Source organism: Stenotrophomonas sp. CASM110 (assembly GCF_049384345.1).
Lineage (GTDB): Bacteria > Pseudomonadota > Gammaproteobacteria > Xanthomonadales > Xanthomonadaceae > Stenotrophomonas > Stenotrophomonas muris.
Map to the genome: position 1 here is coordinate 19,760 of NZ_JBMRGI010000006.1, position 24,754 is coordinate 44,513.

The 24,754-nt window shown below is 66.2% G+C and carries 23 protein-coding genes, 3 tRNA genes and 1 pseudogene; 20 read left to right on the top strand and 7 right to left on the bottom strand.

The genetic code is table 11. From position 1 onward, the window contains the following. Positions 1–61: 61 nt before the first annotated feature. Both nadC and VG561_RS06265 read right to left on the bottom strand, forming a co-directional pair. Entirely contained in the window at positions 62–913 is an 852-nt protein-coding gene (gene nadC, locus VG561_RS06260) for a carboxylating nicotinate-nucleotide diphosphorylase (protein ID WP_014646586.1), read from the bottom strand. Continuing rightward, positions 910–1,179, bottom strand: coding sequence for a Trm112 family protein (locus VG561_RS06265; protein WP_014036599.1), 270 nt, complete (start codon positions 1,177–1,179; stop codon positions 910–912). The genes nadC and VG561_RS06265 overlap by 4 nt, the downstream gene beginning before the upstream one ends. A 58-nt stretch (positions 1,180–1,237) precedes the next feature. Between VG561_RS06265 and purE the strand changes: the two genes are divergently transcribed. The 3 genes from purE to VG561_RS06280 all read left to right on the top strand — a co-directional run bounded on the left by purE (position 1,238) and on the right by VG561_RS06280 (position 3,340). Continuing rightward, the gene (purE, locus tag VG561_RS06270; RefSeq protein WP_005412808.1) at positions 1,238–1,741 is read left to right on the top strand and encodes a 5-(carboxyamino)imidazole ribonucleotide mutase; all 504 of its coding nucleotides are present in this window, start codon (positions 1,238–1,240) and stop codon (positions 1,739–1,741) included. Next, positions 1,738–2,886 carry a 5-(carboxyamino)imidazole ribonucleotide synthase gene (locus VG561_RS06275; RefSeq protein WP_032960908.1) on the top strand — a complete coding sequence of 383 codons (1,149 nt, stop codon included), beginning with the start codon at positions 1,738–1,740 and terminating at the stop codon, positions 2,884–2,886. Before purE ends, VG561_RS06275 begins: the two co-directional genes overlap by 4 nt. Positions 2,887–2,998: 112 nt before the next feature. After that, positions 2,999–3,340, top strand: coding sequence for a carboxymuconolactone decarboxylase family protein (locus VG561_RS06280; protein WP_004152082.1), 342 nt, complete (start codon positions 2,999–3,001; stop codon positions 3,338–3,340). Positions 3,341–3,415: 75 nt separating this feature from the next. Here the strand turns inward: VG561_RS06280 and VG561_RS06285 are convergent, their stop codons facing one another. Next, positions 3,416–3,994: a superoxide dismutase gene (locus VG561_RS06285; protein ID WP_075075694.1), complete on the bottom strand. Its 579-nt coding sequence runs from the start codon at positions 3,992–3,994 to the stop codon at positions 3,416–3,418. 120 nt (positions 3,995–4,114) lie between these two features. Here VG561_RS06285 and grxD point away from each other — a divergent pair, with 120 nt between their 5' ends. From grxD to VG561_RS06340, 11 genes are all read left to right on the top strand, one after another. Next, positions 4,115–4,435 carry a Grx4 family monothiol glutaredoxin gene (gene grxD, locus VG561_RS06290; RefSeq protein WP_005415957.1) on the top strand — a complete coding sequence of 107 codons (321 nt, stop codon included), beginning with the start codon at positions 4,115–4,117 and terminating at the stop codon, positions 4,433–4,435. Beyond that, positions 4,432–5,208: an SDR family NAD(P)-dependent oxidoreductase gene (locus VG561_RS06295; protein ID WP_262093275.1), complete on the top strand. Its 777-nt coding sequence runs from the start codon at positions 4,432–4,434 to the stop codon at positions 5,206–5,208. The genes grxD and VG561_RS06295 overlap by 4 nt, the downstream gene beginning before the upstream one ends. A 251-nt stretch (positions 5,209–5,459) precedes the next feature. Then, complete coding sequence (locus tag VG561_RS06300) at positions 5,460–8,660, top strand: TonB-dependent receptor (RefSeq protein ID WP_049442246.1); 3,201 nt, start codon at positions 5,460–5,462, stop codon at positions 8,658–8,660. Between the two features lie 253 nt (positions 8,661–8,913). Beyond that, a complete protein-coding gene (ppnN, locus tag VG561_RS06305; RefSeq protein ID WP_075075696.1) occupies positions 8,914–10,302 on the top strand; it encodes a nucleotide 5'-monophosphate nucleosidase PpnN in 1,389 nt (462 codons plus the stop codon). A gap of 162 nt (positions 10,303–10,464) precedes the next feature. Further along, the gene (locus VG561_RS06310; RefSeq protein ID WP_041863227.1) at positions 10,465–10,980 is read left to right on the top strand and encodes a pilus assembly FimT family protein; all 516 of its coding nucleotides are present in this window, start codon (positions 10,465–10,467) and stop codon (positions 10,978–10,980) included. Beyond that, positions 10,977–11,474 carry a type IV pilus modification protein PilV gene (pilV, locus tag VG561_RS06315; RefSeq protein ID WP_046429810.1) on the top strand — a complete coding sequence of 166 codons (498 nt, stop codon included), beginning with the start codon at positions 10,977–10,979 and terminating at the stop codon, positions 11,472–11,474. Before VG561_RS06310 ends, pilV begins: the two co-directional genes overlap by 4 nt. 8 nt (positions 11,475–11,482) lie before the next feature. After that, positions 11,483–12,640 carry a PilW family protein gene (locus VG561_RS06320; RefSeq protein ID WP_046429811.1) on the top strand — a complete coding sequence of 386 codons (1,158 nt, stop codon included), beginning with the start codon at positions 11,483–11,485 and terminating at the stop codon, positions 12,638–12,640. A 5-nt stretch (positions 12,641–12,645) separates the two neighbouring features. Then, positions 12,646–13,167, top strand: coding sequence for a pilus assembly PilX family protein (locus tag VG561_RS06325; RefSeq protein ID WP_046429812.1), 522 nt, complete (start codon positions 12,646–12,648; stop codon positions 13,165–13,167). Between the two features lie 13 nt (positions 13,168–13,180). After that, the gene (locus tag VG561_RS06330; RefSeq protein ID WP_049407951.1) at positions 13,181–16,948 is read left to right on the top strand and encodes a pilus assembly protein; all 3,768 of its coding nucleotides are present in this window, start codon (positions 13,181–13,183) and stop codon (positions 16,946–16,948) included. Between the two features lie 23 nt (positions 16,949–16,971). After that, the gene (locus VG561_RS06335) at positions 16,972–17,379 is read left to right on the top strand and encodes a type IV pilin protein (protein WP_014646597.1); all 408 of its coding nucleotides are present in this window, start codon (positions 16,972–16,974) and stop codon (positions 17,377–17,379) included. A 47-nt stretch (positions 17,380–17,426) separates the two neighbouring features. Beyond that, positions 17,427–17,503 (top strand) — tRNA-Asn (locus tag VG561_RS06340). 52 nt (positions 17,504–17,555) lie between these two features. Here VG561_RS06340 and VG561_RS06345 read toward each other — a convergent pair. Next, entirely contained in the window at positions 17,556–18,101 is a 546-nt protein-coding gene (locus VG561_RS06345; RefSeq protein WP_051007154.1) for a GspH/FimT family pseudopilin, read from the bottom strand. Positions 18,102–18,229: 128 nt separating this feature from the next. Here VG561_RS06345 and uvrB point away from each other — a divergent pair, with 128 nt between their 5' ends. From uvrB to VG561_RS06360, 3 genes are all read left to right on the top strand, one after another. Beyond that, positions 18,230–20,254 (top strand): excinuclease ABC subunit UvrB, encoded by a 2,025-nt coding sequence (gene uvrB, locus VG561_RS06350; protein WP_014646599.1) that lies wholly within the window; start codon positions 18,230–18,232, stop codon positions 20,252–20,254. A gap of 106 nt (positions 20,255–20,360) precedes the next feature. Continuing rightward, positions 20,361–20,435: transfer RNA gene (locus VG561_RS06355), tRNA-Val, on the top strand. Positions 20,436–20,533: 98 nt separating this feature from the next. Further along, positions 20,534–20,608: transfer RNA gene (locus VG561_RS06360), tRNA-Val, on the top strand. 132 nt (positions 20,609–20,740) lie between these two features. On the opposite strand, the gene VG561_RS06365 is transcribed toward VG561_RS06360, so the two are convergent. Continuing rightward, positions 20,741–21,043, bottom strand: a complete 303-nt coding sequence (locus VG561_RS06365) for a hypothetical protein (protein ID WP_046429817.1) — start codon at positions 21,041–21,043, stop codon at positions 20,741–20,743. Positions 21,044–21,225: 182 nt separating this feature from the next. Between VG561_RS06365 and VG561_RS06370 the strand changes: the two genes are divergently transcribed. Continuing rightward, positions 21,226–21,366 (top strand): hypothetical protein, encoded by a 141-nt coding sequence (locus VG561_RS06370; RefSeq protein ID WP_162838510.1) that lies wholly within the window; start codon positions 21,226–21,228, stop codon positions 21,364–21,366. 87 nt (positions 21,367–21,453) lie between these two features. Here the strand turns inward: VG561_RS06370 and VG561_RS06375 are convergent, their stop codons facing one another. Next, positions 21,454–21,738, bottom strand: coding sequence for a hypothetical protein (locus VG561_RS06375; protein ID WP_014646601.1), 285 nt, complete (start codon positions 21,736–21,738; stop codon positions 21,454–21,456). Between the two features lie 29 nt (positions 21,739–21,767). Beyond that, a pseudogene (locus tag VG561_RS06380) lies at positions 21,768–22,534 on the bottom strand (MipA/OmpV family protein). 145 nt (positions 22,535–22,679) lie between these two features. Here VG561_RS06380 and VG561_RS06385 point away from each other — a divergent pair. Further along, the gene (locus VG561_RS06385) at positions 22,680–23,351 is read left to right on the top strand and encodes a response regulator transcription factor (RefSeq protein ID WP_005415973.1); all 672 of its coding nucleotides are present in this window, start codon (positions 22,680–22,682) and stop codon (positions 23,349–23,351) included. A gap of 1 nt (position 23,352) precedes the next feature. Continuing rightward, the gene (locus tag VG561_RS06390) at positions 23,353–24,696 is read left to right on the top strand and encodes a sensor histidine kinase (RefSeq protein WP_014646603.1); all 1,344 of its coding nucleotides are present in this window, start codon (positions 23,353–23,355) and stop codon (positions 24,694–24,696) included. The last annotated feature ends 58 nt before the right edge of the window (positions 24,697–24,754 follow it).

The following is a 24,754-nucleotide window of genomic DNA, read 5'->3' on the forward strand; positions in this document are numbered from 1 at the left end:
GGGCGTGCCGCAAATCGACAAGCAGCCGAGCGTAGGCTCGGCTCTACAAGTCCTGCAGGCCTCAGCCCGGCGGTGGGCCGAGCTTCAACGACAGATCGATGGCCTGCACGTGCTTGGTCAGGCCGCCGATGGAGATGCAGTCGACGCCATCCTCGGCGATCGAGCGCAGGCCACCCAGGCCGACGCTGCCGGACACTTCCAGCGGAATGCGGCCGGCCGTGATGCGTACCGCCTCGCGGCGCAGGTCGGGGCTGAAGTCGTCCAGCAGGATGCGTTCGCAACCAGCGTCGAGCGCCTGGCGCAGCTGCGCCAGATCCTCGACCTCGACCACCAGCGGCAGCGCAGGCCACTGCCGGCGTGCGCCCGCCACGGCGTCGGCCAGTGAACCGGCAGCGCGGATGTGGTTTTCCTTCAGCATCACCGTGTCGTACAGGCCGAAACGATGGTTCTCGCCACCGCCGCAGCGCACCGCGTACTTCTGCGCCAGGCGCAGGCCGGGCAGGGTCTTGCGGGTGTCGAGGATGCGCGTGCCGGTACCGGCCACCGCCGCCACGTAGCGGGCGGTGGTGGTTGCCGTACCGGACAGCGTCTGCAGGAAGTTGAGCGAGGTGCGTTCGGCGCTGACCAGGCTGCGGCTGCGCCCATGCAGCAGGGCCAGCACGGTGCCTGCGGTGACCGCGTCGCCGTCGGAAACCTGCCATTCGATGCGTACGTCCGGGTCGAGCGCGCGGTGGGTGGCGTCGAACCAGGGGCGGCCGGCGATCACCCCGTCCTGCTTGCACAGCAGGTAGGCGCTGTCGGCCTGGTCGGGCAGCAGGGCGGCGGTGACATCACCGCTGCCCAGGTCCTCGGCCAGTGCACGCGCGACATCGGCGGCGACAACGGCCGCATCCGGCGTCGGCAGCGTGCTCATGCGGTCGGGAAATCGGCGATCTGGGCGGTCGGGATGGCTTCCTCGGCCAGCAGCACCGGGATGCCGTCGTCGACGCGGAAGACCTGCTTGCGGTCGCGGGTGACCAGCGCTTCGCGCAGCGGCTGCGCCAGCGGGTTGCCATCGGCCTTGTTCACCGCGCCGGCGGAAATGGCCTTGTTGAGGGCTTCCAGGCCCTTGCCATCCAGCAGGGACAGGGGCTGGCGGGTGTCCGGCGACACCAGCAGGTCGAGCAGCTTGCGATCCATGGTTCTTCGTCTTGCGTGGAAGATGGCTAGAATACGTCTTTAAGGCAGGTGACGGCCAATGACCCCCAACCCGATCGCGCCGCTTGTCGGCATCGTCATGGGTTCCCGTTCCGACTGGGAAACCATGCAGCACGCCGCCCAGAAGCTTGAAGCCCTGGGTGTTCCGTTCGAAGTGAAGGTGGTGTCCGCGCATCGGACGCCGGATGTGTTGTTCAGTTACGCCGAGCAGGCGGGCCCGCGTGGCCTGCGCGCGATCATCGCCGGTGCCGGCGGGGCCGCCCACCTGCCAGGCATGATCGCCGCCAAGACCGCCGTGCCGGTGCTGGGCGTGCCGGTGCAGTCCAAGGCCCTCAACGGCATGGATTCGCTGCTGTCGATCGTGCAGATGCCGGCCGGTATCCCGGTCGCCACCTTCGCCATCGGCAATGCCGGCGCGTCCAACGCGGCGCTGTTCGCCGCCGCGATGCTGGCCAGCGACCAGCCGGCGATCGGCCAGGCGCTCGACGCCTTCCGTGCACGCCAGACCGAAGACGTGATGGCCCACGACGATCCGCGCCAATGAGCCTGACCGTCGGCATCCTAGGCGGCGGCCAGCTCGCCCGCATGATGGTCCTGGCCGGTGCGCCGCTGGGGCTGCGCTTCGAACTGTATGACCCGGCGGCCGACGCCTGCAGCGGCCCGCTGGCGCCGCTCACCGTCGGTGCCTTCGACGACCGCCAGGCGCTGGCGGACTTCGCTGCCAAGGTCGATGTGGTCACCTTCGATTTCGAGAATGTGCCCGCCGACAGTGCACAGTTCCTGGCCGACCGCGTGCCGGTCTACCCGCCGCCGGCCGCGCTGGCGGTGGCCCAGGACCGGTTGAGCGAGAAGACCCTGTTCCAGCAGCTGGGTATTCCGCTGCCGGCCTTCGCTGATATCCGCAGCCGTGACGAGCTGGCGGCGAAAGCCGTCGAATTCGGCCTGCCGTGCATCCTCAAGACCCGCCGCCTGGGCTACGACGGCAAGGGCCAGTTCCGCCTGCGCAGCGAAGCCGACATTGATGCCGCCTGGGATGCGCTGGGTGCACAGGTCGAGCGCACCGGACTGATCCTGGAGGGCTTCGTGGCCTTCCAGCGCGAGGTCAGCGTGGTGGCCGTGCGTGGCCGCGATGGCAGTTTCGAAGCCTGGCCGATCACCGGCAACTGGCATGTCGACGGTGTGCTGTCGGCCAGCGTGGCCCCGGCCGTGCTGTCCGCCGCCGAGCAGCAGGCAGCCATCGGCTATGCACGCCGTGTCGCCGAACACCTGCAGTACGTCGGCGTGTTCGCGCTGGAACTGTTCTGCCGCGATGGCGAGCTGCTGGCCAACGAGATGGCGCCACGCGTGCACAACTCCGGGCACTGGACCATCGAAGGCAGCGAGACCTCGCAGTTCGAGAACCACCTGCGCGCCGTGCTGGGCCTGCCGCTGGGCAGCACCCGCATGCTCGGCCATGCCTGCATGCTGAACTGGCTGGGCCGGATGCCCGACCCGTTGCCGGTGCTGGCCCAGGCCAGTGGCCACTGGCATGACTATGGCAAGGAGTCGCGCGAAGGCCGCAAGGTCGGCCATGCCACGTTGCGCGATGACGATGCCGCAGCACTGGCCGACGCGTTGGACCAGGTGGGCCTGGAACTGGACCGCCAGGCCCAGGTGGCACCGGCGGTGCACGCGCTGCGCAACCGCTGAGTCCGGTAGTGCCGGCCGCTGGCCGGCAGTGCAACGGTGTGGCGCGCCGGTGCAGCCATCGGCGCAACACTCCCGGTGGTAGCGTGGAGCTCCTTTCACAGGAGTCACGACCATGCTCGACTGGAATGCCTACCGCAAGGAACTGAAGGGCCGCATCGGCGAGATCGGCAAGCTCTCGCCGGATACGGTCAAGGGCTACGCCACCCTGGCCAATGCCGGTGCCCAGACCAACCACCTGGATGCCAAGACCCGGGAGCTGATCGCGCTGGCGGTGGCGGTGACCACCCGCTGTGACGGCTGCATCACCGTGCACGTGGACGCGGCGCTGAAGCATGGCGCCAGCCGCGAGGAAATCGCCGAGGCGCTGGGCGTGGCGGTCTCGCTCAACGCCGGCGCCGCGCTGGTGTACTCGGCGCGGGTGATGGATGCGGTGGCCGCGCACGAGAGCGCATGAAGCTTCATCTGTAGAGCCGAGCCCATGCTCGGCTGCTGTCCGGCCAGCCGAGCATGGGCTCGGCTCTACAGGGGGTCAGCGCAGCTGGCTCTCGGCGAATTCCCAGTTGACCATCTGCCAGAACGCGTCCAGGTAACGCGCGCGGTCATTCTGGTAGTCGGTGTAGTACGCGTGCTCCCATACGTCGCAGCACAGCAGCGGGGTGCTGTCGCCGGTCAGGGGCGTGCCGGCGTTGCGGGTGGCCTGGATGCCCAGCTGGCCGCCCGGGTGCTGCACCAGCCACACCCAGCCCGAGCCGAACAGGCCCAGTGCAGTGCGGTTGAATTCCTCGCGCAGGCGCTGCGCGTCACCGAACTGGCGCTTGACCAGCTCGCCCAGCCGGCCCTGCGGTTCGCCGCCGCCGCGCGGGCGCAGGCACTGCCAGTAGAAGCCGTGGTTCCAGGCCTGGGCGGCCGCATCGAACAGCGTGCCCTGGGCATGGCGCACGATCTCTTCCAGCGACGCCTCCTCCCACTCGGTGCCGAGGGTGCCGGCATTGACCGCGTCGACATAGGCGCGGTGGTGGCGGCCGTGATGCAGTTCCACGGTCTGCGCGGACAGGTGGGGCTGCAGGGAGCCGGAGAGGTAGGGCAGGGCGGGCAATTCGATGGGCATGTGCAGGTTCGTGGCCAGGGGACGACGGCAGCCTGTTCCATCCGCTTACAATGGCGGCTACCGTGGGCAGTCTAGCCGACCATCACGGTCGGGTTGTCCGGCGAAGCAAGGAGTGTGGTTGTGGCGGTGATGCAGCAAATCCAGGCAGAGGTCGATCGTTACCCGCTCGTGCTGTTCATGAAGGGCACCCCGCAGTACCCGATGTGCGGCTTTTCCAGCCGCGCCGTGCAGGCGTTGATGGCTGCCGGCGCCGTCACCCTGCGCACCGTCAACGTGCTCGAAGAACCGGAGATCCGCGCCAACCTGCCGCGCTTCTCCAACCTGCCGACCTTCCCGCAGCTGTTCATCAACGGCGAGTTGATCGGCGGCTGCGACATCGTCATGGAACTGTTTGAATCCGGCGAGCTCAAGCGCATCGTCGAAGAGGCGACCCAGGGATGAGTGCCTGGCCGTCGACGTCACCGACTGACGGGGCGCTCGATGGCCGCCCGTTGCAGGACCGCGTGGTGCTGGTTGCCGGTGCCGGCGGCGGGCTGGGCAGTGCGGCGGCGATTGCCGCTGCGGCGGCCGGGGCTACGGTGGTCCTGCTGGGGCGCAAGCCGCGCCGGCTGGACCGGGTCTATGCCCAGGTCCAGGCGGTCGGCCCGGAACCCCTGCTGTACCCGCTGGACCTGGAGGGTGCCGGACCCGATGACTATGCCGAACTGGCCCAGGCCCTGCAGCGCGAGCTGGGGCGGCTGGATGGCCTGCTGGTCTGCGCCGCGCATTTCCCCGGCCTGACCCCGTTCGAGCTGGCCGACCCGGCCAGTTTCGCCCGCGCGGTCCATGTCACCCTGACCGCCCCGGCCTGGCTGGCCCAGGCCTGCCTGCCGCTGCTGCGGCAGCGCGAGGATGCTGCCCTGGTGTTCGCGGTCGATGCCCCCGAACGGGTGGGGCAGGCCTACTGGGGCGGGTATGGCGTGGCCCAGCACGGCCTGCGTGGCCTGATCGCGAGCCTGCACGATGAGCTGGGCCGCAGCCCGGTCCGGGTCAGCGGCCTGTACCCGGGGCCCCTGCGCACGGCCCTGCGTGCCCGCGCCTATTCCGTCGACCAGGACCCGGCCGCGCAAGGGCCCGAAGCGGCCGCCGCTGCGGCCGTCACCCTGTTGTCCCGGGCCGGCCATGCCTGGCGGGGGACGATTCTCGATGCCAGCGAGGCAGTTCCCCGCGAGTGAGCCCCGGGGAAAGGCGGAGTGAAGAGCCCGTCACGATTGCGTTGCGAACCGGTGCCGTTTGTCGCACAACCGTCACATTGATGGCGTAGCGTGTTAATCTAGTGTTAACCGTTATGGCTGCCTTCAGCCAAGCGGTAGGGAACCCCAGATAACTCTCCGACCAGCCACCCGCAGGGCTGTTTGGATGCGCTTTTTTTTCCGCCATCGCCAACTCGCATCGAGGCTACCGAAAAATGACCCACCCACTCCGGATGTCCAAGCTTACCCTTGGTCTCGTGGCTGCACTTGCTGCCGCTCCCGCCTTCGCCCAGACCACCACTGCCGGTGTCGGCGGCCAGGTCGTGACCAGCGGCGGCCAGCCCGTCGCCGGTGCTGAAGTCACCATCACCCACACCGAGTCGGGCACGGTTTCGCGCGCTACCACCGACGCGGCGGGTCGCTACAACGCGCGCGGCCTGCGCGTGGGTGGTCCCTATACCATCACCATCACCAAGCCGGGTGAAGGCACCAAAACCGAAGATGGTGTCTACCTGGGCGTGAACCAGACCGGCACCATCAATGCCATCCTGACCGGTGACGTGGCCAAGGCCACCAACCTGGACACCGTGCAGGTCACCGCCGTCGGCGGCGGCTCGGAAGTGTTCAGCGCCACCAAGATGGGCTCGGGCACCAACATCAGCCAGGAGCAGATCGAGATTGCGCCGTCCATCGGCGGCAACATCCAGGATCTGATGCGCCTGGATCCGCGCGTGACCTTCATCGACCGCGCCTCGGGCTCGATCTCGGCCGGTGGCCAGAACCCGCGCTACAACTCGATCAACATCGACGGCGTCTCGGCCAGCGACACCTTCGGCCTGGAAGGCAACAACATGCCGACCCGCCGCCAGCCGGTCGCGATGGAGGCCATCGAAGCGCTGGACATCAACCTGTCCAACTACGACGTCAGCATCGCTGGCGCTGCCGGTGCCACCGTCAATGCGGTGACCAAGTCCGGTACCAATGAATTCCACGGTTCGGTGTACGGCACCTACCGTGACGGTGACTGGTTCGGCAAGAACCCGGAAGGCAAGAAGTTCAACGGCTTCAACGACGAAAAGACCTACGGCATGACCCTGGGCGGCCCGATCGTCAAGGACAAGCTGTTCTTCTTCGCCAACTACGAGAAGTTCAAGCAGTCCGCGCCGGGCGCCGACCTGTCCAGCACCGCGCTGGGCAAGGCCAATGCCGACTACAGCATGGCTGACGTGACCCGTGCCCAGGAAATCGCCAAGGGTTATGGCTTCGATGCCGGCGGTATCGAAAGCAACGGCAACACGGATCTGGAAGAGTACGCGCTGAAGCTCGACTGGAACATCAACGAGAACCACCGCGCCAACATCCGTTACAGCAAGCTCGAGCAGAGCAAGCTGCGCATCAACGGCATGGGCTCGACCTCGCAGGCTTCGCTGAGCTCTTACTGGTACCAGCACGTCAAGACCAACGAGAGCTACGTCGCCCAGGTCTTCAGCGACTGGACCGACACCTTCTCGACCGAGTTGAAGGCTTCGTACCGCGAGTACTCGGCCGTCCGCGAGGTGCCGACCAATGCCCCGAGCATCCGCATCTACTTCCCGCGCGGTGGCGATGTGACCACGCCGGAAGGCGACTCGCTGTTCCTGGGTACCGAGACCAACTCGCAGAACAACGTGCTGGAAACCAAGGCGTGGAACTACTACGCCGCCGGTACGCTGACCTTGGGTGACCACGACCTGAAGTTCGGTGGTTCGTACGACACCAACGATGTCTACAACTACTATGGCGCTGGCTCGTGGGGTGCTTACACCTTCTATGGCCTGGACAATTTCGCCAAGGGGCAGTGGCAGACCTACCAGCTGAACAAGGAAAAGAGCGCGAACTCGATCGCGGCTGACTACAAGTACAGCAACCTGGCCCTGTTCGTGCAGGACACCTGGTACGTCAACAGCAACCTGACCCTGACCATGGGTCTGCGTGGCGACCGACCGAAGGTGAGCCCGGCGCCGGCGTACAACCAGAAGGCGCAGACTGTCTTCGGTTATGACAATAGTGCGGTGTTCCCGAGCAAGTTCCTGATCCAGCCGCGCTTTGGCTTCAACTACACCTTCGACACCGAGCGCCCGACACAGCTGCGCGGCGGCATCGGCCTGTTCCAGGGTGATGCACCGCAGGTGTGGATCAGCAACAGCTACTCCACCACCGGCTTCAACTACGACTCGTACAACATCAGCCGCTACAACGGCCAGAAGTTCAATCCGGACAAGGACAACCAGCCGGTCCCGACCACTCCGGGCAGCGCGCTGCAGAACGTCAACTTCGTCGGCCGCGACTTCAAGCTGCCGTCGCTGTACAAGGCCAACCTGGCCTTCGATCACGAGCTGCCTTGGTACGGCATGGTCGCCTCGGCCGAGCTGCTGGTCACCAAGGTCAAGGATGGCCTGTACTACCAGCACCTGAACCTGGGCAAGGGCCGTCAGGTCGGTGCCGATGGTCGCGTGAACTACTACGTGCCTTCGGCTGACGGCAGGGCGTGGGGCACCAACGATGCGCGTAATGGTTACGCCGCACAGGGCTTCAACAACGTCTACCTGATCGACAACACCGATCAGGGCCGCACCTCGCAGTTCACCGTCTCGCTGAGCAAGCCGTGGAGCGCGAGCAGCGACTGGTCCTGGAACCTGGGCTACACCTACACCGATGCCAAGGAAGTGGGTAGCCTGACCAGCTCCACCGCCAGCTCGGGCTGGGGCTACCAGTATGCCTTCAATGCCAACGAGGAAATGCTGAACACCTCGCGCTACCAGATCCGAGACCGCCTGTCGGGCTCGCTGAACTGGAAGCACAAGTTCTTCGGCGACTACGAGACCAAGGTGGGTCTGGTGTACGAAGGCCGCAGCGGCCGCCCGTACAGCTACATCTATGTGAACGACGCCAACGGCGACGGCCGTTCGGGCAACGACCTGTTCTACGTGCCGCGTCGCGGCGAGGTCCTGTTCGGTACCCTGTCCAACAACGGCAAGTTCACCGCCGATGCGGCGATGGAGAAGTCGTTCTTCGACTGGCTGGCGGCCAACCCGCAGCTGGCCAAGTACGAAGGCCAGGTGGCTCCGGCCAACCAGTTCCGTACCGGCTGGATCAACACCTTCGACATCCGTATCAGCCAGCAGCTGCCGGGCTTCATGAAGGGCCACAAGTCGGAGATCTGGCTGGACATCCAGAACGTCGGCAACATGCTCAACAAGAAGTGGGGCAACATCTACGACTACGGCTTCTACGCCAACGCTCGTGTTGCCAGCCTGCAGGGCCTGTACAACGGCAAGTACGTCTACAACTACCGTGGCGCGGACCTGCCGAGCGTCGCCAACTCCGATGCAGACGGCTTCGACGTCGGTGTCTCGCAGTGGTCGCTGCAGCTGGGCTTCCGCTACCAGTTCTGATGCACTGACGTAGCGCTGCTGTAAACGGAAACGGCCGGGGAAACCCGGCCGTTTCCCGTTCAGGCGAAAGTCCTTGCGGGGCGCTGGGCAACGGCGTAGCATCTGGAAATGTGCGCGGCGTCAACGCCGCCCAGGCGGTCCCGGACAGGCGAACGCGGGCAGCACACATCCAACGGTCGGGCTTCCCGGCCGTTTTGCTTTTTAAGGGGGCGGCAGTACAGTCGGAAACCTTGAAGGAAGCGAAAAATTGGATATGACCACGAACGAAAAATCAGCCCGTGCACTGCCGGTGCAGGATGCGCGGATCTACCCGCGCGGTGGGCTGGATGTGCTGTCGCGCGCCGAGGTCGCACGCCTGCGCGATGCCTCCGCCGGCGGCATGCATGAGCTGCTGCGCCGCTGCGCGCTGGCTGTGCTGACCAGCGGCAGCGCTTCGGACGATCCGCGCGCGGCGCGCGACCTCTACCCTGATTTCGACATCCAGGTGGCGCAGCAGGATCGCGGCGTGCGCATCGACCTGGTCAACGCACCGGCGATGGCCTTCGTCGACGGCGAGATCATCCGCGGTGTCGCCGAACTGCTGTTCGCCGTCGTGCGCGACCTGGCCTACATGGCCATCGAGATGGGCCCGGCCTACGCGGCCGAGCTGGAGTCGTCCGAGGGCATCACCAACGCGGTGTTCGGCCTGCTGCGCAACGCGCGCATCCTCAACCCGGGCGATCCGAACCTGGTGGTGTGCTGGGGCGGCCATTCGATCTCGCGCGACGAGTACCTGTACACCAAGCAGGTGGGTTACGAGCTGGGCCTGCGCGGCCTGGACATCTGCACCGGCTGCGGTCCGGGTGCGATGAAGGGCCCGATGAAGGGCGCCACCATCGCCCATGCCAAGCAGCGCCGTACCGTGACGCGCTACATCGGCCTCACCGAGCCGGGCATCATCGCGGCCGAGTCGCCGAACCCGATCGTCAACCACCTGGTGATCATGCCGGACATCGAGAAGCGCCTTGAGGCCTTCGTCCGCATCGGCCACGGCATCATCGTGTTCGCCGGTGGCGTCGGCACTGCCGAAGAGATCCTGTACCTGCTCGGCATCCTGCTGCGCGAGGAGAACAGGGACCTGCCGTTCCCGCTGATCCTTACCGGCCCGACCGTGGCGGCGCCGTACTTCGAGCAGATCGACCGCTTCATCCGCCTGACCCTGGGTGATGAGGCTGCCGAGCGCTACGAGATCATCATCGGTGACCCGGTCGCGGTGGCCAAGAAGATGGCCAACGGCATCAAGCGCGTGCGCGAGCACCGCCTGGCGCAGAAGGACTCGTTCTTCTTCAACTGGTCGATCGAGATCCCGTGGGAGTACCAGCAGCCGTTCGTGCCGACCCACGAGGCGATGGCCGCGCTGGACCTGCACCACGGGCGTGCGCCGCACGCGCTGGCGGCCGATCTGCGCCGGGCGTTCTCGGGCATCGTCGCCGGCAACGTGAAGGAGGACGGCATGCGCCGCATCGAGCAGTTCGGGCCGTTCCAGATCCACGGGGATCCGGACATGATGCAGGCGCTGGATGCGCTGCTGCGCGCCTTCGTCGAGCAGCGCCGGATGAAGATCTCCGGCGAATACCAGCCCTGCTACCAGGTGCTGGCCTGAACCCGGGCCGGCGCGATGGGGATCGCGCTGGCACGGGGCAGGGGAGGGCGGGTCGTCAAGCCTTTGACGCCCGTCGCCCCGGATTGACCGTTCATCCTGCCGCCGCTTGCCGGTGGCGGGACGATGGCCCATCGTGGCCACCAACACGCTGGGGAGCGTCCAATGTCTTTGCGCCGGCAAAACGGTTTCACGCTGGTTGAACTGATGGTCACGCTGGCCGTCTTCGTGATCCTGGCGTCGATCGCCTATCCGAGCTTCCGCGGGATGATCCGCTCGAACCGGCTGGCGACCGCCAACAATGAACTGATCGCGCTGGCCAACCTGGCCCGCAGCGAAGGCATCCGCAACAGCAACGGTGGCGGTGTCTGTGGCAGCGCCGATGGCAAGGCCTGTGATGGCGACTGGTCCAAGGGTGTGCTGGCCTGGTCGGACCTGGATGGCGACGGCCAGATGGGCAGCAATGACGTCGCGCTGCGCTTTTCTCAGGGCAATCCGCAGCTGAGCGTAGTCGGCCCACCGGGCGCGGTCATCGCCTTCGACGGGCGCGGCCGGCGCAGGGCGGTCGCTGATCAGACCCTGGTGCTGTCGCCGGATGCGTGCAAGGCCGGTGAATCGAAAAGCACGTTGACGATCAACCAATCCGGCCAGGTCCGGGTGACCAAGGGAGCCTGCTCATGAGCCGCCGCAACCTGGCCCGCCCGCGCTCGTCGCAGGGTGGCTTCAGCCTGATCGAAGTGATGGTGGCGGTGCTGATCCTGGCGTTCGGGCTGCTGGGCTTTGCCTTGCTGCAGACCACCAACGTCCGCTTCGTGCAGAGCGCAAACTACCGCACCCAGGCGACCAACCTGGCCAACGACCTGATCGAACTGATGCGCGCCCAGCGCACCGATACCCTGGCCGGTGGCGCCTACTCCTCGGCCTCGTTCTCGGCCGGCTCGGTGAAGCCCAGCGGCGTCTGCGCCTGGCCGACCGGCGCTGCCGTGACGCCGAAGACGAACGTGGCGCGCTGGCAGTGCGAGGTCGCGCGCACGCTGGGCGAGAAGGCCAGCGCGCAGGTGACCTTCGTGCAGAGCACCGGCCAGGTCACCGTGGCCATCAGCTGGGGTGACCAGCGCTGGGATCCGAAGGATCCCGACAGCCTTACCACCTTCGGCCTGACGACCTTCCTGTGAACGCGCCCATGAGTCCAATTTCGCGAGCCCGAGGCCTGTCGCTGATCGAACTGATGATCGCCATGGTCATCGGCCTGGTCCTGATGCTGGGCGTCACCCAGATCTTCATCGCCTCGCGTGCGGCGTCGCGGCTGTCCGAAGGCGCGGCCCGTACCCAGGAGAACGCGCGCTTCGCGCTGGATTTCCTGCAGCGTGACCTGCGCATGGCCGGCCACTTCGGCTGCGTCAACGACCAGGCCCACGTGGTCAAGAACACCGGCGATATCGGCTATCACCTGGGCATCAGCTCGGGCAGTGGCGACCCGCAGGATTTCTCGGTTCCGGTGCAGGGGTATGAGGCAGCAGGTACGGCGCCGGGCGCCACGCTGACACTGGGCCGTGCGTGGAGCGCGGCGCAGTCGGTACCGAAGAGCATCACCAACCTCAAGCCGGCGCCGTTGCCTGGCAGCGACATCCTTGTGCTGCGCCTGATGAGTCCGGAAGGGGCCGTGGTGACCGGCATCTCCGTGGCCGCGGGTGCGACCACGCTGACCGTCTCCAGTGATGGCATGGCCCGACTGAAGGCCAACGCCGCAGGTACGCCGACAGTCTTCGGCATAGCCGACTGCACCCGTGCCGACGTCTTCCCCGCCACCATCAGCGGTTCGACCTTGAAGGTGGACAAGGTCGACCTGAGCAACTATTCGATCAACAACGCGATGACCATGCTGTATCGCGCCGATGGCATGGCGTACTACATCGCGACCAATCCCAATGGCGAGCCGGCGCTTTACCGGGCACGCGCGAATGGCGCCGGCGGCTACGCCGATGGCGAGGAGCTGGTGGAAGGCATCGAGAACATGCAGTTCCTGTACGGACTGGATGCCACCCCGGATATCGCCCTGCCCACGCCGCCGACCGGTCGCATCGTCGACCAGCGCGTGGCCAGTGCGGTCAGTACCGGTACCGATGCCACCGCCGCAGGGCAGTGGCGCCGCGTCGGCATGGTGCAGGTCGGCCTGCTGGCGCGCAGTCCGCAGCGTGCGTCGGCCGAAGCGCCGGGCAGTGCGGCCACGTATCCGGCCATCCTCGGGGTGGGCTTTGCCCCGGCCGATCCTTACGACCAGCGCCATCGTGGCGCCTATGAAGCGTCCGTTGCGCTGCGCAACCGCTTGTTCGGGAACTGACGACCATGCGCACTCATCCTTCCTCCCGACGCCGTCCCTTCGTTGCCCAGGCACGACAGCAGGGTGCCGTTCTCTATGTCGCGCTGATCATGCTGGTGCTGCTGGCCCTGCTGGGCGTGATCGGCATGCAGGTGGCCGGCATGCAGGAACGCATGGCGGCCGGCTACCGGGCGACCAACATGGCGCTCCAGAACGCGGAAGGCGCGGCACGCAGCGCCGAGAACGCCGTGGAGAACATCGCCAACCGCAAGGATGCCGGCGCCAATCCGGCCGTGGCCTCCTCCGACATCAACCAGCAGTGCGATGACGGCTTCGACCCCTCGGCCTGGGTCGCGAAAACCAAGCTGGGCAGCAAGCCGGCCATCTATGTCCGTGAGATCCAGGGCTGCATCCAGGGGGAGGGTGCGCTGGACATGGGCAAGTCGGTGGAGAAGCCGACGCCGGTCTACCAGATCACGACCTATGCCGGTGATACCACCAGTGATGCGACGTCGCGTGCGGCGATCGATACCGTATTCAAGCTGTGAGGGTGGGGAGCCCATGAACACTCGCAACCGCAGGATCCTGGCAGGCGTTGGCCTTGCCGTCTTGGCCGCTGGCGGCTATCTGGCGCATACCTTGTTTGCCGCACAGGCGCAGGGCGTGCTGGCACAGGAGCCGATGAACGTGCAGACGCGCGCGACACCGGCGTTCATCATGGCGGTGGACGATTCGGGTTCGATGAACTTCGAACGCATGTTCCCCGGTGGTGACGGCCGCATGCGCTGGAACAGCAACACCAACAGCTTCTTCAACAACGATGGAAGCTTCTTCAGCGTGGGCTCGGCGTGCGCCAGCAACTCGGTGGACTGTTACCTCTACCTGTATCCGCACGCGGAGTTCAACAAGGAATACTCGCCAGGCCGCGCCATTCCGCCGCTGGATATCTACGGCTTCGCGCGTTCGCATGTCTACAACGCCAGTTACTTCAACCCGGCAGTGACCTATCGGCCGTGGACCAATGCCGATGGCACGCTGTGGGCAGATGCCTCGATCACCCAGACCCGCGCCGATCCCCGGTCCGGCCAGCGCGGCTACAACGCCGTGTACAACATGACCGTCAATCGGGCCGACACGTCGGAAAAGTTCCAGTTCGTCAACGGTATGCGGATTCCCGACCTTTCCGGTACCGGCAATGAATACTATGTCGACAGCTGGTGGGATGGTGGATGGAAGACCGCCGCGATCAGCAACACCGGCAATACCACATACTCCATCAGTTATTTTCCGGCGACCTTCTACCTGCCGGCTGCAGCGCCTGCACCGGACGGATACAAGACCGACGACGCCAGTCGCCCGGTGATTACCGGTGCCTGTGGTCCGGGCTGCAACCTGCGTCGCTACCAGATCAAGCCGGGCAATTACTCGAGTCCGGCCGCCTACAACGCCGCGATCCAGAATTTCGCCAACTGGTTCCAGTATCACCGCAACCGCGTGCTGGCCATCGTCGGTTCGTCGACCGCCGCCCTGGTGAGCGTGGATACGATGCGGGTGGGCTACTTCACCATCAACAAGCTCAGCAACGCGACCATGTATGACATGGTCACCAACCGAGCTGACCTCTACAAGCAGATTTATGCGCTGACGGCCAACGGCGGCACGCCCAACCGTCGCGCGGTGGAGTATCTGGTCGACCAGTTCCGTCGTACCGACGCCGATGCCCCCGTGCAGCTGGCCTGCCAGCGTAATGGCGGCATGCTGTTCACCGATGGCTACACCAACTCCGGCAATGCACCGAGCGCGTCCTTCGGTGACGCCGACTCGGTGAACTCGACCCACCTGCCGTCCATTCCGTTCTCCGACGGCTACAGCAATACCATCGCCGACATCGCCGCGGCGGCTTATGCAGGCGCCCGGACCCCCCTGCGCACCGGGACCAGCTTCCCGGCGGGGCAGGTGCCGGTCAGTGACAAGTGCAGCTCCCTGGACAAGAGCAGCCCGGACTGGAAGCGCCTGGACTGCCAGACCGACCTGCACATGAACTTCTACGGCGTGACCCTGGGCGCGCAGGGCAAGATCTACGGCGTCAACCAGGCCGCAACCGCCGATCCGTACAAGACGGCGCCGAACTGGGCCGGCAATGGCAATCCGCTGGACGTCGATGACGGTACCGTCATCGATGAGCTGTGGCATGCGGCCGTCAACAGCCGTGGCGAATTCATCAACGCGCAGACCCCGGCGGACGTCACCGAGGCCATGCGTCGGGTGCTGTCCTCGATCAGTGGTGGTGCGTCGCCTTCAGGCACGATCGGTATCAGTGGTGCGCGCATCGGCACCGGCTCACTGGCGGTCACCCCACGCTATGACATCACCAACAGCGGCACCGACTGGTCGAGCAAGCTGACTGCGGCCAGCGTCAAGGTCAACGCCGACCAGGTCGCGGAGCTCACCGAGGTGTGGGAAGCCTCCAGCCGCCTGACGTCGTCCGGCCGCCGGATCGTGGCCAACAAGCTGGGTTCGCCGGTGGACTTCAACAGTGCCCGTATCAGCCTGCAGGATCTGTGCAGCAAACCCGACGGCAAGTACGCGTCGATGCTGGTCTGCTCCACCGACAAGCTGACGACGATCAAGGCCGATCTGGCCAGTGCCATCAACTATCTCAGTGCCGACAGCTCCACCGAGGTCCGCAACGGCGGCAAGTATCGTGACCGGACCACGCCGCTGGGTGACATCGTCAATTCGGCGCCGGTGGTCAGCTCGCCGCTGGACGACTACGGGTACCGCCAGCTCGGCGGCACCTACGCCAAGAGCTACACCGACTACCTGGCGACCAAGGCCAAGTCCCAGCGGTACATGGTCTATGTCGGTGCCAATGACGGCATGCTGCACGCCTTCGATGGCGGCATGAAGGCCGATGCCAAGCAGGACGGCACCGGCGGCACGGAGAGCTTTGCCTACATCCCGGCCACCGCGCTGGGGCACATGGCCAACCTGCTGTTCCCCTACAAGTCCGATACGGCCGACCAGACCTTCCGCCACCGCTATTACGTCGATGGCCCGATTGCCGTGGCCGATACCTACAACGGCACCGCGTGGCAGACCAGCCTGGTAGGCACCACGGGTGCAGGTGGCCGTTCGGTGTTCGCGCTGGACGTCACCACGCCGGGCAGCTTCGGCACCGGCAACGTGCTGTGGGAAATCAGCGACATCAACGCGTCGCTGAGGGACGAGGTGCGCAACAACATCGGATTCGTGCTGGGCAAGCCGGTGATCGTGCCGGTGAAGAGCGGCACCGGCGTCGCCTGGAAGGCGATCTTCGGCAATGGGTACGGCAGCGCCAATGGCAAGGCGGTGCTGTTCGTGGTCGACATGGCCAGTGGCGACATCCGGATGATCGAAGCCGTCGAGGGTACGTCAGGCGCCGGCATCTCCGGGAGCAACGGACTGGGCAATGTTGTGGTTGTCGATCGCTGGACCGGTACCAACCAGGATGCGCGCGGCCGTGATGGACTGGCCGACACCGTCTATGCCGCCGATCAGCGTGGCGCCGTGTGGAAGTTCGACCTGACCAGCAGTGCGAACACCACGCTGACCGTGCCGATGTTCACCAGCCAGGTTGCCCAGGATTCCTCCACCAAGACCTACCGCCAGCCGATCACCGGTGGCATGACTGCTGCCACCGGTCCTTCGGGCGGCGTGATGCTCTATTTCGGCACCGGCAGCTTCTCCTTCACCAGCGACAAGGATGACAAGGCGCAGCAGGCGCTGTACGCCGTGAACGATCTGTCGGGGAAGACAGTGACCTCGACGGTGACCGCTGCCAACCTGGTCCCGTACACGGCCGCGGCCGCCACTGCAGGCGTTGATGAACGCAAGATCACGGCGGGGACGGCCCCGGCAAATGCCCGGGGCTGGATGATCCAGCTGCCTGCCGGCAATGGCGAGCGTGCGGTGGGCAACCCGATCCTGGTCAGTGGCATCGTCTTCATGCCGACCTACGTGCCCAACATGCAGTCGGTGGGCTGTTCGACCAGCGGTTCGAACTGGCTGTTCGGGCTGTCGTCGATCAGCGGCTTGCCGATGTTGGAGAACGTGCGCTATGGCTCGCCGACCGGCAGCCGGCCCGGGGCAGCGACCGCCGCCATCGCGTTGAAGACCGGAGGAACTGCGCCGGTCCGTGACGTTTCGCTGTCGGTGCTGCCGCGTCCGACGGACAACAAGGCGCCGCCCGGAGGCAGCTCCTGCTGGATGGCCGTCGGCGCGGCGGGCAGCCAGTCGCTGTATCTGCCTTACCCTTGCGGTCGCCAGTCCTGGCGCCAGCTCCAGTAACCCCAGTGCGAGGATCCACGCTCATGTTGCACACTCACATGCCTCGCCGCGCGGCTGGCTTTACGCTGATCGAATTGATGATCGTGGTGATCGTCATCGGCATCCTGGCGGCGATCGCCATTCCGTCCTATCAGGAATACGTGCGCCGATCGCATCGTGCCGTGGTGAAGGCGGACCTGGCTGAGTACGCACAGCGCGCCGAGCGCTACCACACCAGCAACAACTCCTACACCGGCTACGCGCTGCCGACCAAGGTGTCGCCCCGTGATGGTGGTACCGTGCGCTACAACCTGGACTACAAGGGGGATGGCACCAGCTTCACCATCACCGCCACCCCGCAGGGCACGCAGGCCAAGGACAGCTGCGGCACGATGAGCGTGGACCAGGCCAACCGCAAGACGGCCGACGGTGGCGTTGCCAGTTGCTGGTGAAACAGGTGTTGATCTTCCTGTAATCGACCAGTACAATGCGCCTCCCCGCCCGAATAGCTCAGCCGGTTAGAGCACTTGACTGTTAATCAGGGGGTCGTTGGTTCGAGTCCAACTTCGGGCGCCAGACACTGCAAAAGCCGCGAGAAATCGCGGCTTTTGCTTTTCTGCGCAGGCAGTCAGCAGGGCGTATCGCGGTCCACGCGTTCACTTCGCACGCGGCCGCCATTGTTGACGATCAACGCACCGTGCAGCCGGTTGCCCGCGCAGATGCGCAGGGTCAGGTTGGCCCCTGGGCTGCGTCCGTCTGCCTGGAAGAACAGCTGGGGCCGCCCGCTGCTGGCCTGGGCAAGGATCGATATGTCCGAGCGCCCGGTGTGATGGTTCAGGATCGCCTCCGGCGACGTTGGCTCCCCGCGCTGGTCGCCACTGCGGTAGATGATCCAGCCGGCGCTCCAGTCGTCGCTGCAGTGCAGGCCGTCGATACTGGCGCAGAGGCCGATCAGCTCGCGTCTGCGCAATGCCTCGCTGCGCGCGCCGGCCAGGCTGGCGTGCAGGGTCAGTTGTAGTGCATCGGCGCGTTGCCGCAGCAGCAAAGGCTGCAGCGCCGGCCAGGACGCCGCCAGCAGCACCGCCAGCACGGCGATGACCACCAGCAGTTCGGTCAGGTGCACGCCCCGCGCAGAGCGGGGGCCGAGGGGGCAGGGGGCATGGGTCGGGTGCATGCATCCAGCCTCCGCGCCCGGCTGCGCGGCCGCCATCGGGAATCCCCGTGGCGGGCTGCCCGGCCACCCCTCAGCCAGCCGTCACCCCTAGCCCCGTATACTCATCCTTCCCGGGAACTGGCAACACCATGAGCGACAGTTTTGAACTTGTCTCGCCGTATTCGCCGGCGGGCGACCAGCCCGATGCCATCGCGAAGCTGACCAGCAACTTCGAGGCCGGCATCGCCAAGCAGACCCTGCTGGGCGTGACCGGCTCGGGCAAGACCTACACCATCGCCAACGTCATCCAGAACATTCAGAAGCCGACGCTGATCATGGCGCCGAACAAGACGCTGGCGGCGCAGCTGTATGGCGAATTCAAGGCGTTCTTCCCGCACAACGCGGTGGAGTATTTCGTCAGCTATTACGACTACTACCAGCCGGAAGCCTACGTGCCGTCGTCGGACACCTTCATCGAGAAGGACAGTTCGATCAATGAACATATCGAGCAGATGCGGCTGGCCGCGACCAAGACCCTGCTGTCGCGCCCGGACGCGATCGTGGTGGCGACGGTGTCGGCGATCTATGGCCTGGGCGCGCCGGAAGACTACCTGTCGCTGCGCCTGATCCTGTCCAAGGGCGAGCGCATCGACCAGCGCGACCTGATCAACCACCTGACCCAGCTGCAGTACACGCGCAATGAGTACGAACTGCAGCGCGGCACCTTCCGCGTGCGCGGCGAAGTGATCGACGTGTTCCCGGCCGAGTCGGACAGTGAAGCGCTGCGCCTCGAGCTGTTCGATGGCGAGGTCGAGAAGATCACCCTGTTCGATCCGCTGACCGGCGAGACGCTGCGCAACATGCAGCGCTTCACCGTGTATCCGAAGACCCACTATGCGACCACGCGCGAACGCGTGCTGGCGGCGATCGAGACGATCAAGGTGGAGCTGAAGGAGCGGCTGGAGCAGCTGTACGCGCAGAACAAGCTGGTGGAGGCGCAGCGTTTGGCGCAGCGCACCCAGTTCGACCTGGAGATGATGGCCGAGGTCGGTTACTGCAACGGCATCGAGAACTACTCCCGGCACCTGACCGGCAAGGCCGCCGGCGAGCCGCCGCCGACCCTGTTCGACTACCTGCCGGCCGATGCGCTGCTGGTCATCGACGAATCGCATGTGACCATTCCGCAGATCGGCGCCATGTTCAAGGGCGATCGCTCGCGCAAGGAAACCCTGGTCGAGTTCGGCTTCCGCCTGCCGTCCGCGCTGGACAATCGTCCGCTGCGTTTCGAGGAATGGGAGGAGCGTTGCCCGCGCAGCATCTACGTGTCGGCCACGCCGGGTCCGTATGAATACCGCGAGGCCGGAGACGAGATCACCGAACTGGTGGTGCGCCCGACCGGCCTGATCGACCCGGTGGTGGAGATCCGGCCGGTGGGTACCCAGGTCGACGACCTGATGAGCGAGGCCAACGCACGCATCAAGGCGGGCGACCGCGTGCTGGTCACCACGCTGACCAAGCGCATGGCTGAAAACCTCACTGAGTACCTCACCGAGCATGGCATCCGCGTGCGTTACCTGCACTCGGACGTGGACACGGTCGAGCGTGTGGAGATCATCCGCGACCTGCGCCTGGGCAAGTTCGACGTTCTGGTCGGCATCAACCTGCTGCGCGAAGGCCTGGACATGCCCGAGGTATCGCTGGTGGCGATCCTGGACGCCGACAAGGAAGGCTTCCTGCGCTCCACCGGCTCGCTGATCCAGACCATCGGCCGCGCCGCCCGCAACGTGCGCGGCAAGGCGATCCTGTATGCCGACCGGATCACCCGTTCGATGCAGGCGGCGATCGATGAAACCGACCGCCGCCGCGCCAAGCAGGTCGAGTACAACGAAGAACATGGCATCGTGCCGCGTTCGGTGGCGCGCCCGATCGTCGACGTCCTCGAGGGCGCGCGTTCGGATGCCGCGGAGAAGGAAGCCAAGAAGGGCAAGGGCAAGGGCCGGGCGGGCGTGGCCGAAGAGGCGACCGACTATCGTTCGCTGTCGCCGGCGCAGCTGGCTGTCCGTCTCAAGGCGCTGGAACAGCAGATGTACCAGCACGCCAAGGATCTGGAATTCGAGGATGCCGCGCGCGTGCGTGACCAGATCCGCCAGCTGAAGGAAGCCAGCCTGGGCTGAACGCGGCAGTGCAGCATCATCTTCACAAAAGTGTTGCGCTTCCCTGCCGGCATCCGTAATATACGCGGCCTGCACCGACGCAATCGCGGAAATGCAGAAGCAAAACGGGCGGTTAGCTCAGCGGTAGAGCACTACCTTGACATGGTAGGGGTCACAGGTTCGAACCCTGTACCGCCCACCACGAAGTCCTCGCAAAAGGGCTCTCGTGAACTGCAAAGCCCGGCCCTGGCGCCGGGTTTTTACGTAACAAGGCCAGCCTTCGGGCGGCAAGAACAAGATGGGCGGTTAGCTCAGCGGTAGAGCACTACCTTGACATGGTAGGGGTCACAGGTTCGAACCCTGTACCGCCCACCACCTGTTCCCGGCGTTGCCGGTGAAGCGGTGGAAACGATGAAAGCCGGCCCTGGGGCCGGCTTTTTTTCTTTCCAGGGGCAGGACCCCGGCGTTCCCGCGAAGCCACATTCCTGCAGGTTCAGTGGCGTGAAATCAGTGGGTGATGGTGATCGAACGCTGGATCCGCCAGTGGCCATCGACGCGTTCCCACAGCTGCGCTACACCTGCCCGGGCCAGCGCAGCATGCGGGCTGCCGCCATGGTCGCCTGCCAGTTGCTGGCTGCCCAGGCGCAGCACGCGGTCTTGGCGCAGGTGATAGAGCTGCAGGGGCAGCGCTTCATGCGTGTCCTGCGGTCCTTCGGTGCGCAGGATCTGGCTGCGCAGGGCATCCTCGGTGGGCCCGCTGCCGTCGCCGAACAGGCTGGAGAACAGCAGGACCAGGGCAAGCATCGGCATGGCACGGTGCTCCAGCGGGAAAGTGCGTGCAGGCTGGCATGGCCGGCCGGGCGCCGCAGCCGGCCTGCGACGAAGGCGGGGATTGCGCCGCCAAAGGCAGGCAGGCGGCGATGAATCCGGGACGCGCAGGCGTAGACTCGGCGCTACCGCGCAACCGCGCCGTCACTTCAGCGAGCTGCCGCATGAGCGATCACGTCCCGGTGTCCAGGCCCAATCCGTTCCTGGAACGCCTGTTCGGCGGCAACATGCTGGAAGGCACGTTCAAGGCAGTGATCTGGGTGGCGATCCTGTGCGCGCTGCTGGCGTGGACCACGCTGCGCTGAGCGACGCTACCGCGTGGGCTTGGCTGCTGATGCAGTGAATACGGGTGCCGCGGCAAGGGTGCGGCGGCAGTGTCCGTGCATGTGCCGTCAGGCGCTGAAGGCCTGGCGCAGGCTGCGCAGGGTTGCCTGGCGGTGTTCCCTGGCCGTCGGCTCGCCCATCTCCAGTTCCTGCAGGCGCAGTCCAACCAGGGTCATCGACAACGCATAGCCGCGTGCCGCGTCGGCAACGCGTGACAGGCCCACTGCACGGCGTGCCAGTGCATTCACATGTTCGAGGTCGGGCATCAGTCCCAGATAGACGCGCTCGGCGCTGTCCAGGTCGGGCGCGCGCAGGATCGCGTGGGCTTCGGTGGCGGAGGAGACGGAGGCCATGGGGGTCCTTGTCCGTAGGGGGCGCTCGCTCAGAACGAGCGCATCAGGGAAACGAAGGCCGACGTCTGCGTGCCACGTCGTGCCATCGGGCTGTCCTTCACTGCATCACCGAACCACTGGTTGGCCACCACGCCGGTGGCGCGCCATTTGGTGCCCAGTGGCGTGCTGACCGTGATCTGCAGGCTCGGCGACGTGGTGCTGCCGGGGCGGTAGGCGGCAAGGCCCGAGCGCAGGGCTTCTTCATCGCTGATGCCGTAGTAGTAGTCGAGCAGCCGTGCACTGGAGTGCACCACGCCCGCCCGCGGCACCCAGGTGAAGCGACCCGCCTGGATCGGGTAGCTGTAATGCAGGCGCGACTCGAAACCGCCGCCATGGCCGGTCACTTCGCGCATCACGCTGGCCTCGACCATGCCCCAGTCGGCGCTGTACTCGCCGTTGATGCCGGCCATGGCCGACATCTGCCGGCTGTGCAGGCGGCGCAGCTGAGCATCGTTCACGTCGTTGGTCTTGAAGCGCAGCGTGTAGGGTGTGACCGCTGCCGACAGGCGCAGTCCCTGGCCCTTGTAGAGGTACATGCCCAGCGAGCCGGGGCTGGCGAAGAAGCGCTCGCCCTGCCAGGCAATGGCCGGTACCACCAGCGGTTTGACGTCGTAGTGCGCGTACGCACCGGAGGTCGCGCCAGCGCTGATGCCGGCCTGTACGCCCGGGTTCTGCTCTGCAGCGTGGGCGAGCAACGGCACGCCGGGGCAGCGGTGAACAGCAGCGGGCGCAGCAGGGTCGGGGACAGCGACGGCATCGATCAGCCACGTTGCGGAGGATGGCTGCGCATGGTGAGGGGGCAACATTGTCAGAACATTGCGCCCGCGTGATCGGCACGCATGGGCGCAAAACCCTGGCGCCAGGCACTATGATCGGCAGCGTTTCCGGCAGACGAGTTCCTGATGCGCATCCTCCTGGTCGAAGACGATCCTGATCTGTCCCGCGCCCTGCAATCGGGCCTGGAGCGGCAGGGCGTGGTCGCCGACGTGGTCGGCAGCCTGGCCGAGGCCGCGCTCGCGTTGCGCGAACCGGTGCACCAGCTGCTGCTGCTCGATCGCCAGCTGCCCGATGGCGATGGCGCCGGATTCGTCGCGACGGCGCGTGCGCTGCGGCCGAACCTGGCGGTGATCATGCTGACCGCCAAGGGCACGCTGTCGGACAAGGTCGAAGGCCTGGACGTCGGTGCCGATGACTATCTGGTCAAGCCGGTGGCGATCGAGGAACTGATGGCGCGCATCCGCGCGGTATCGCGCAGGCCTTCGGCGATGGTGACACCGAGCCTGCGGCTGGGGCGGCTCGAGTTCGATTTCGAATCGCTGCAGGCGCAGGTGGAGGGCCAGCCTCTGGCGCTGCCACGTCGGCAGGTACTGGTGCTGCAGGCATTGGCGATGCGGCAGGGGCGCACGGTCACCCGCAGTGCGTTGGAGGCTGCGGTGTACGGTTTCGACGATGAGATCCAGTCCAATGCGCTCGACGCGCACATCTCCAAGCTGCGCAAGGCACTGCAGCAGGCCGGTGCCGGCGTCGAGATCCACGTGATACGGGGCGTCGGCTACCTGCTGGCGGAGGCCTGAGATGGCCCGTCCGATCCGTTCGATCACCCTTGGCCTGGCCTGGCGCCTGTTCCTGGCGCAGGCCTTCACCGTACTGTTCGCGGTGGTCGCGCTGATCCTGACCTGGGGTGACAAGGACTCCTGGGGCATGGACATGTTCGTTGCCGAGGCGGTGGCCAAGGCGGTGCACAGCGAAGACGGCCGCCTGGTGCTGGACCAGGCGCGCTGGGACAAGCTCGATGCCAACGCCGGGGGAAATCTCTGGTTCGCCGCGGTGGATGACAAGGGCATGTGGCTCGAGCGCGGCACCATCCCCGCGATCCACGCGCCGATGCTCGCGCGGCTGCCGACCGTGGGTGCCACCGAGCTGGGTTCGCTGGTACCGCCCTACCTGGACGTGGCGCGGGTGATGATCCGCAACGAGGATGGGCGCCGCATCACCGTGATGGTCGGTGGAGCACCCAAGGGCGGGCTGCTGGACGGTGCGCTGATGGTGCTGCGCCTGATCGGCCTGTGGTTCTTCCTGCCACTGATCGTGGTCACCCTGCTGGTGATGCCGACCGTGATCCACCGTGCCATGCGCGGTGTGCGCCGTTCCGCGCAGCAGGCCAAGGAGCTGGACATCGGCCAGCCCGGTGCGCGGCTGGATGCGCGGCTGGTCTCCACGGAAGTGGCGCCGCTGGTGGAAGCGTTCAACGATGCCATCGACAAGGTGCAGCAGGGCTACGCCGCGCGCGACAAGTTCCTTGCCGACGCAGCGCACGAGCTGCGCGTGCCGATCGCCGTGGTGCAGGCGCGCCTGTCGCAGCTGCCGCAGGGCGAGCTGAAATCGCAGTTGCTGACCGACGTGGCGCGGCTGGGCAATGTTGCCGAGCACCTGCTTGATCTGCAGCGGCTTGACCGCAATGTCGGCGCATTGCAGCGGCTGGACCTGGCCCTGCTGGTGCGTGAGGCAGCCGCGGACCTGGCGCCGTTGGTGGTGGGCGCCGGCTATGGATTCGAAGTGGACGCGCCGGAAGCGCCGGTGTGGATCCACGGTGACAGCCTGGCTCTGGGGCGGGTGATTGCCAATCTGGTACACAACGCGATCGTGCATGGTGGTGGCCGTGGCACCATCTGTGTGCGGTTGGACACGCGCGGGTTGCTGGAAGTCAGCGACCAGGGCGCGGGCATTCCAGTAGGCGACCGCGAGGCGATCTTCGAGCCGTTCCATCGCCTGCGCGCGGCGGGCAGCGGCAGTGGCCTTGGCCTGCACCTGGTGAAGGAGATCGTGCAGCACCATGGCGGCTCGGTCAGTGTCGGTGAGGCCGCGGGCGGCGGCGCAAGCTTCCGGGTCAATTTCCATCGCGGCAGCGCGCGGCGCTGACGCGTTTGCGGGGCAAGTCCCGATAGGCAACCTGCCGCCGGCAGCGGCAGGCTGGCCT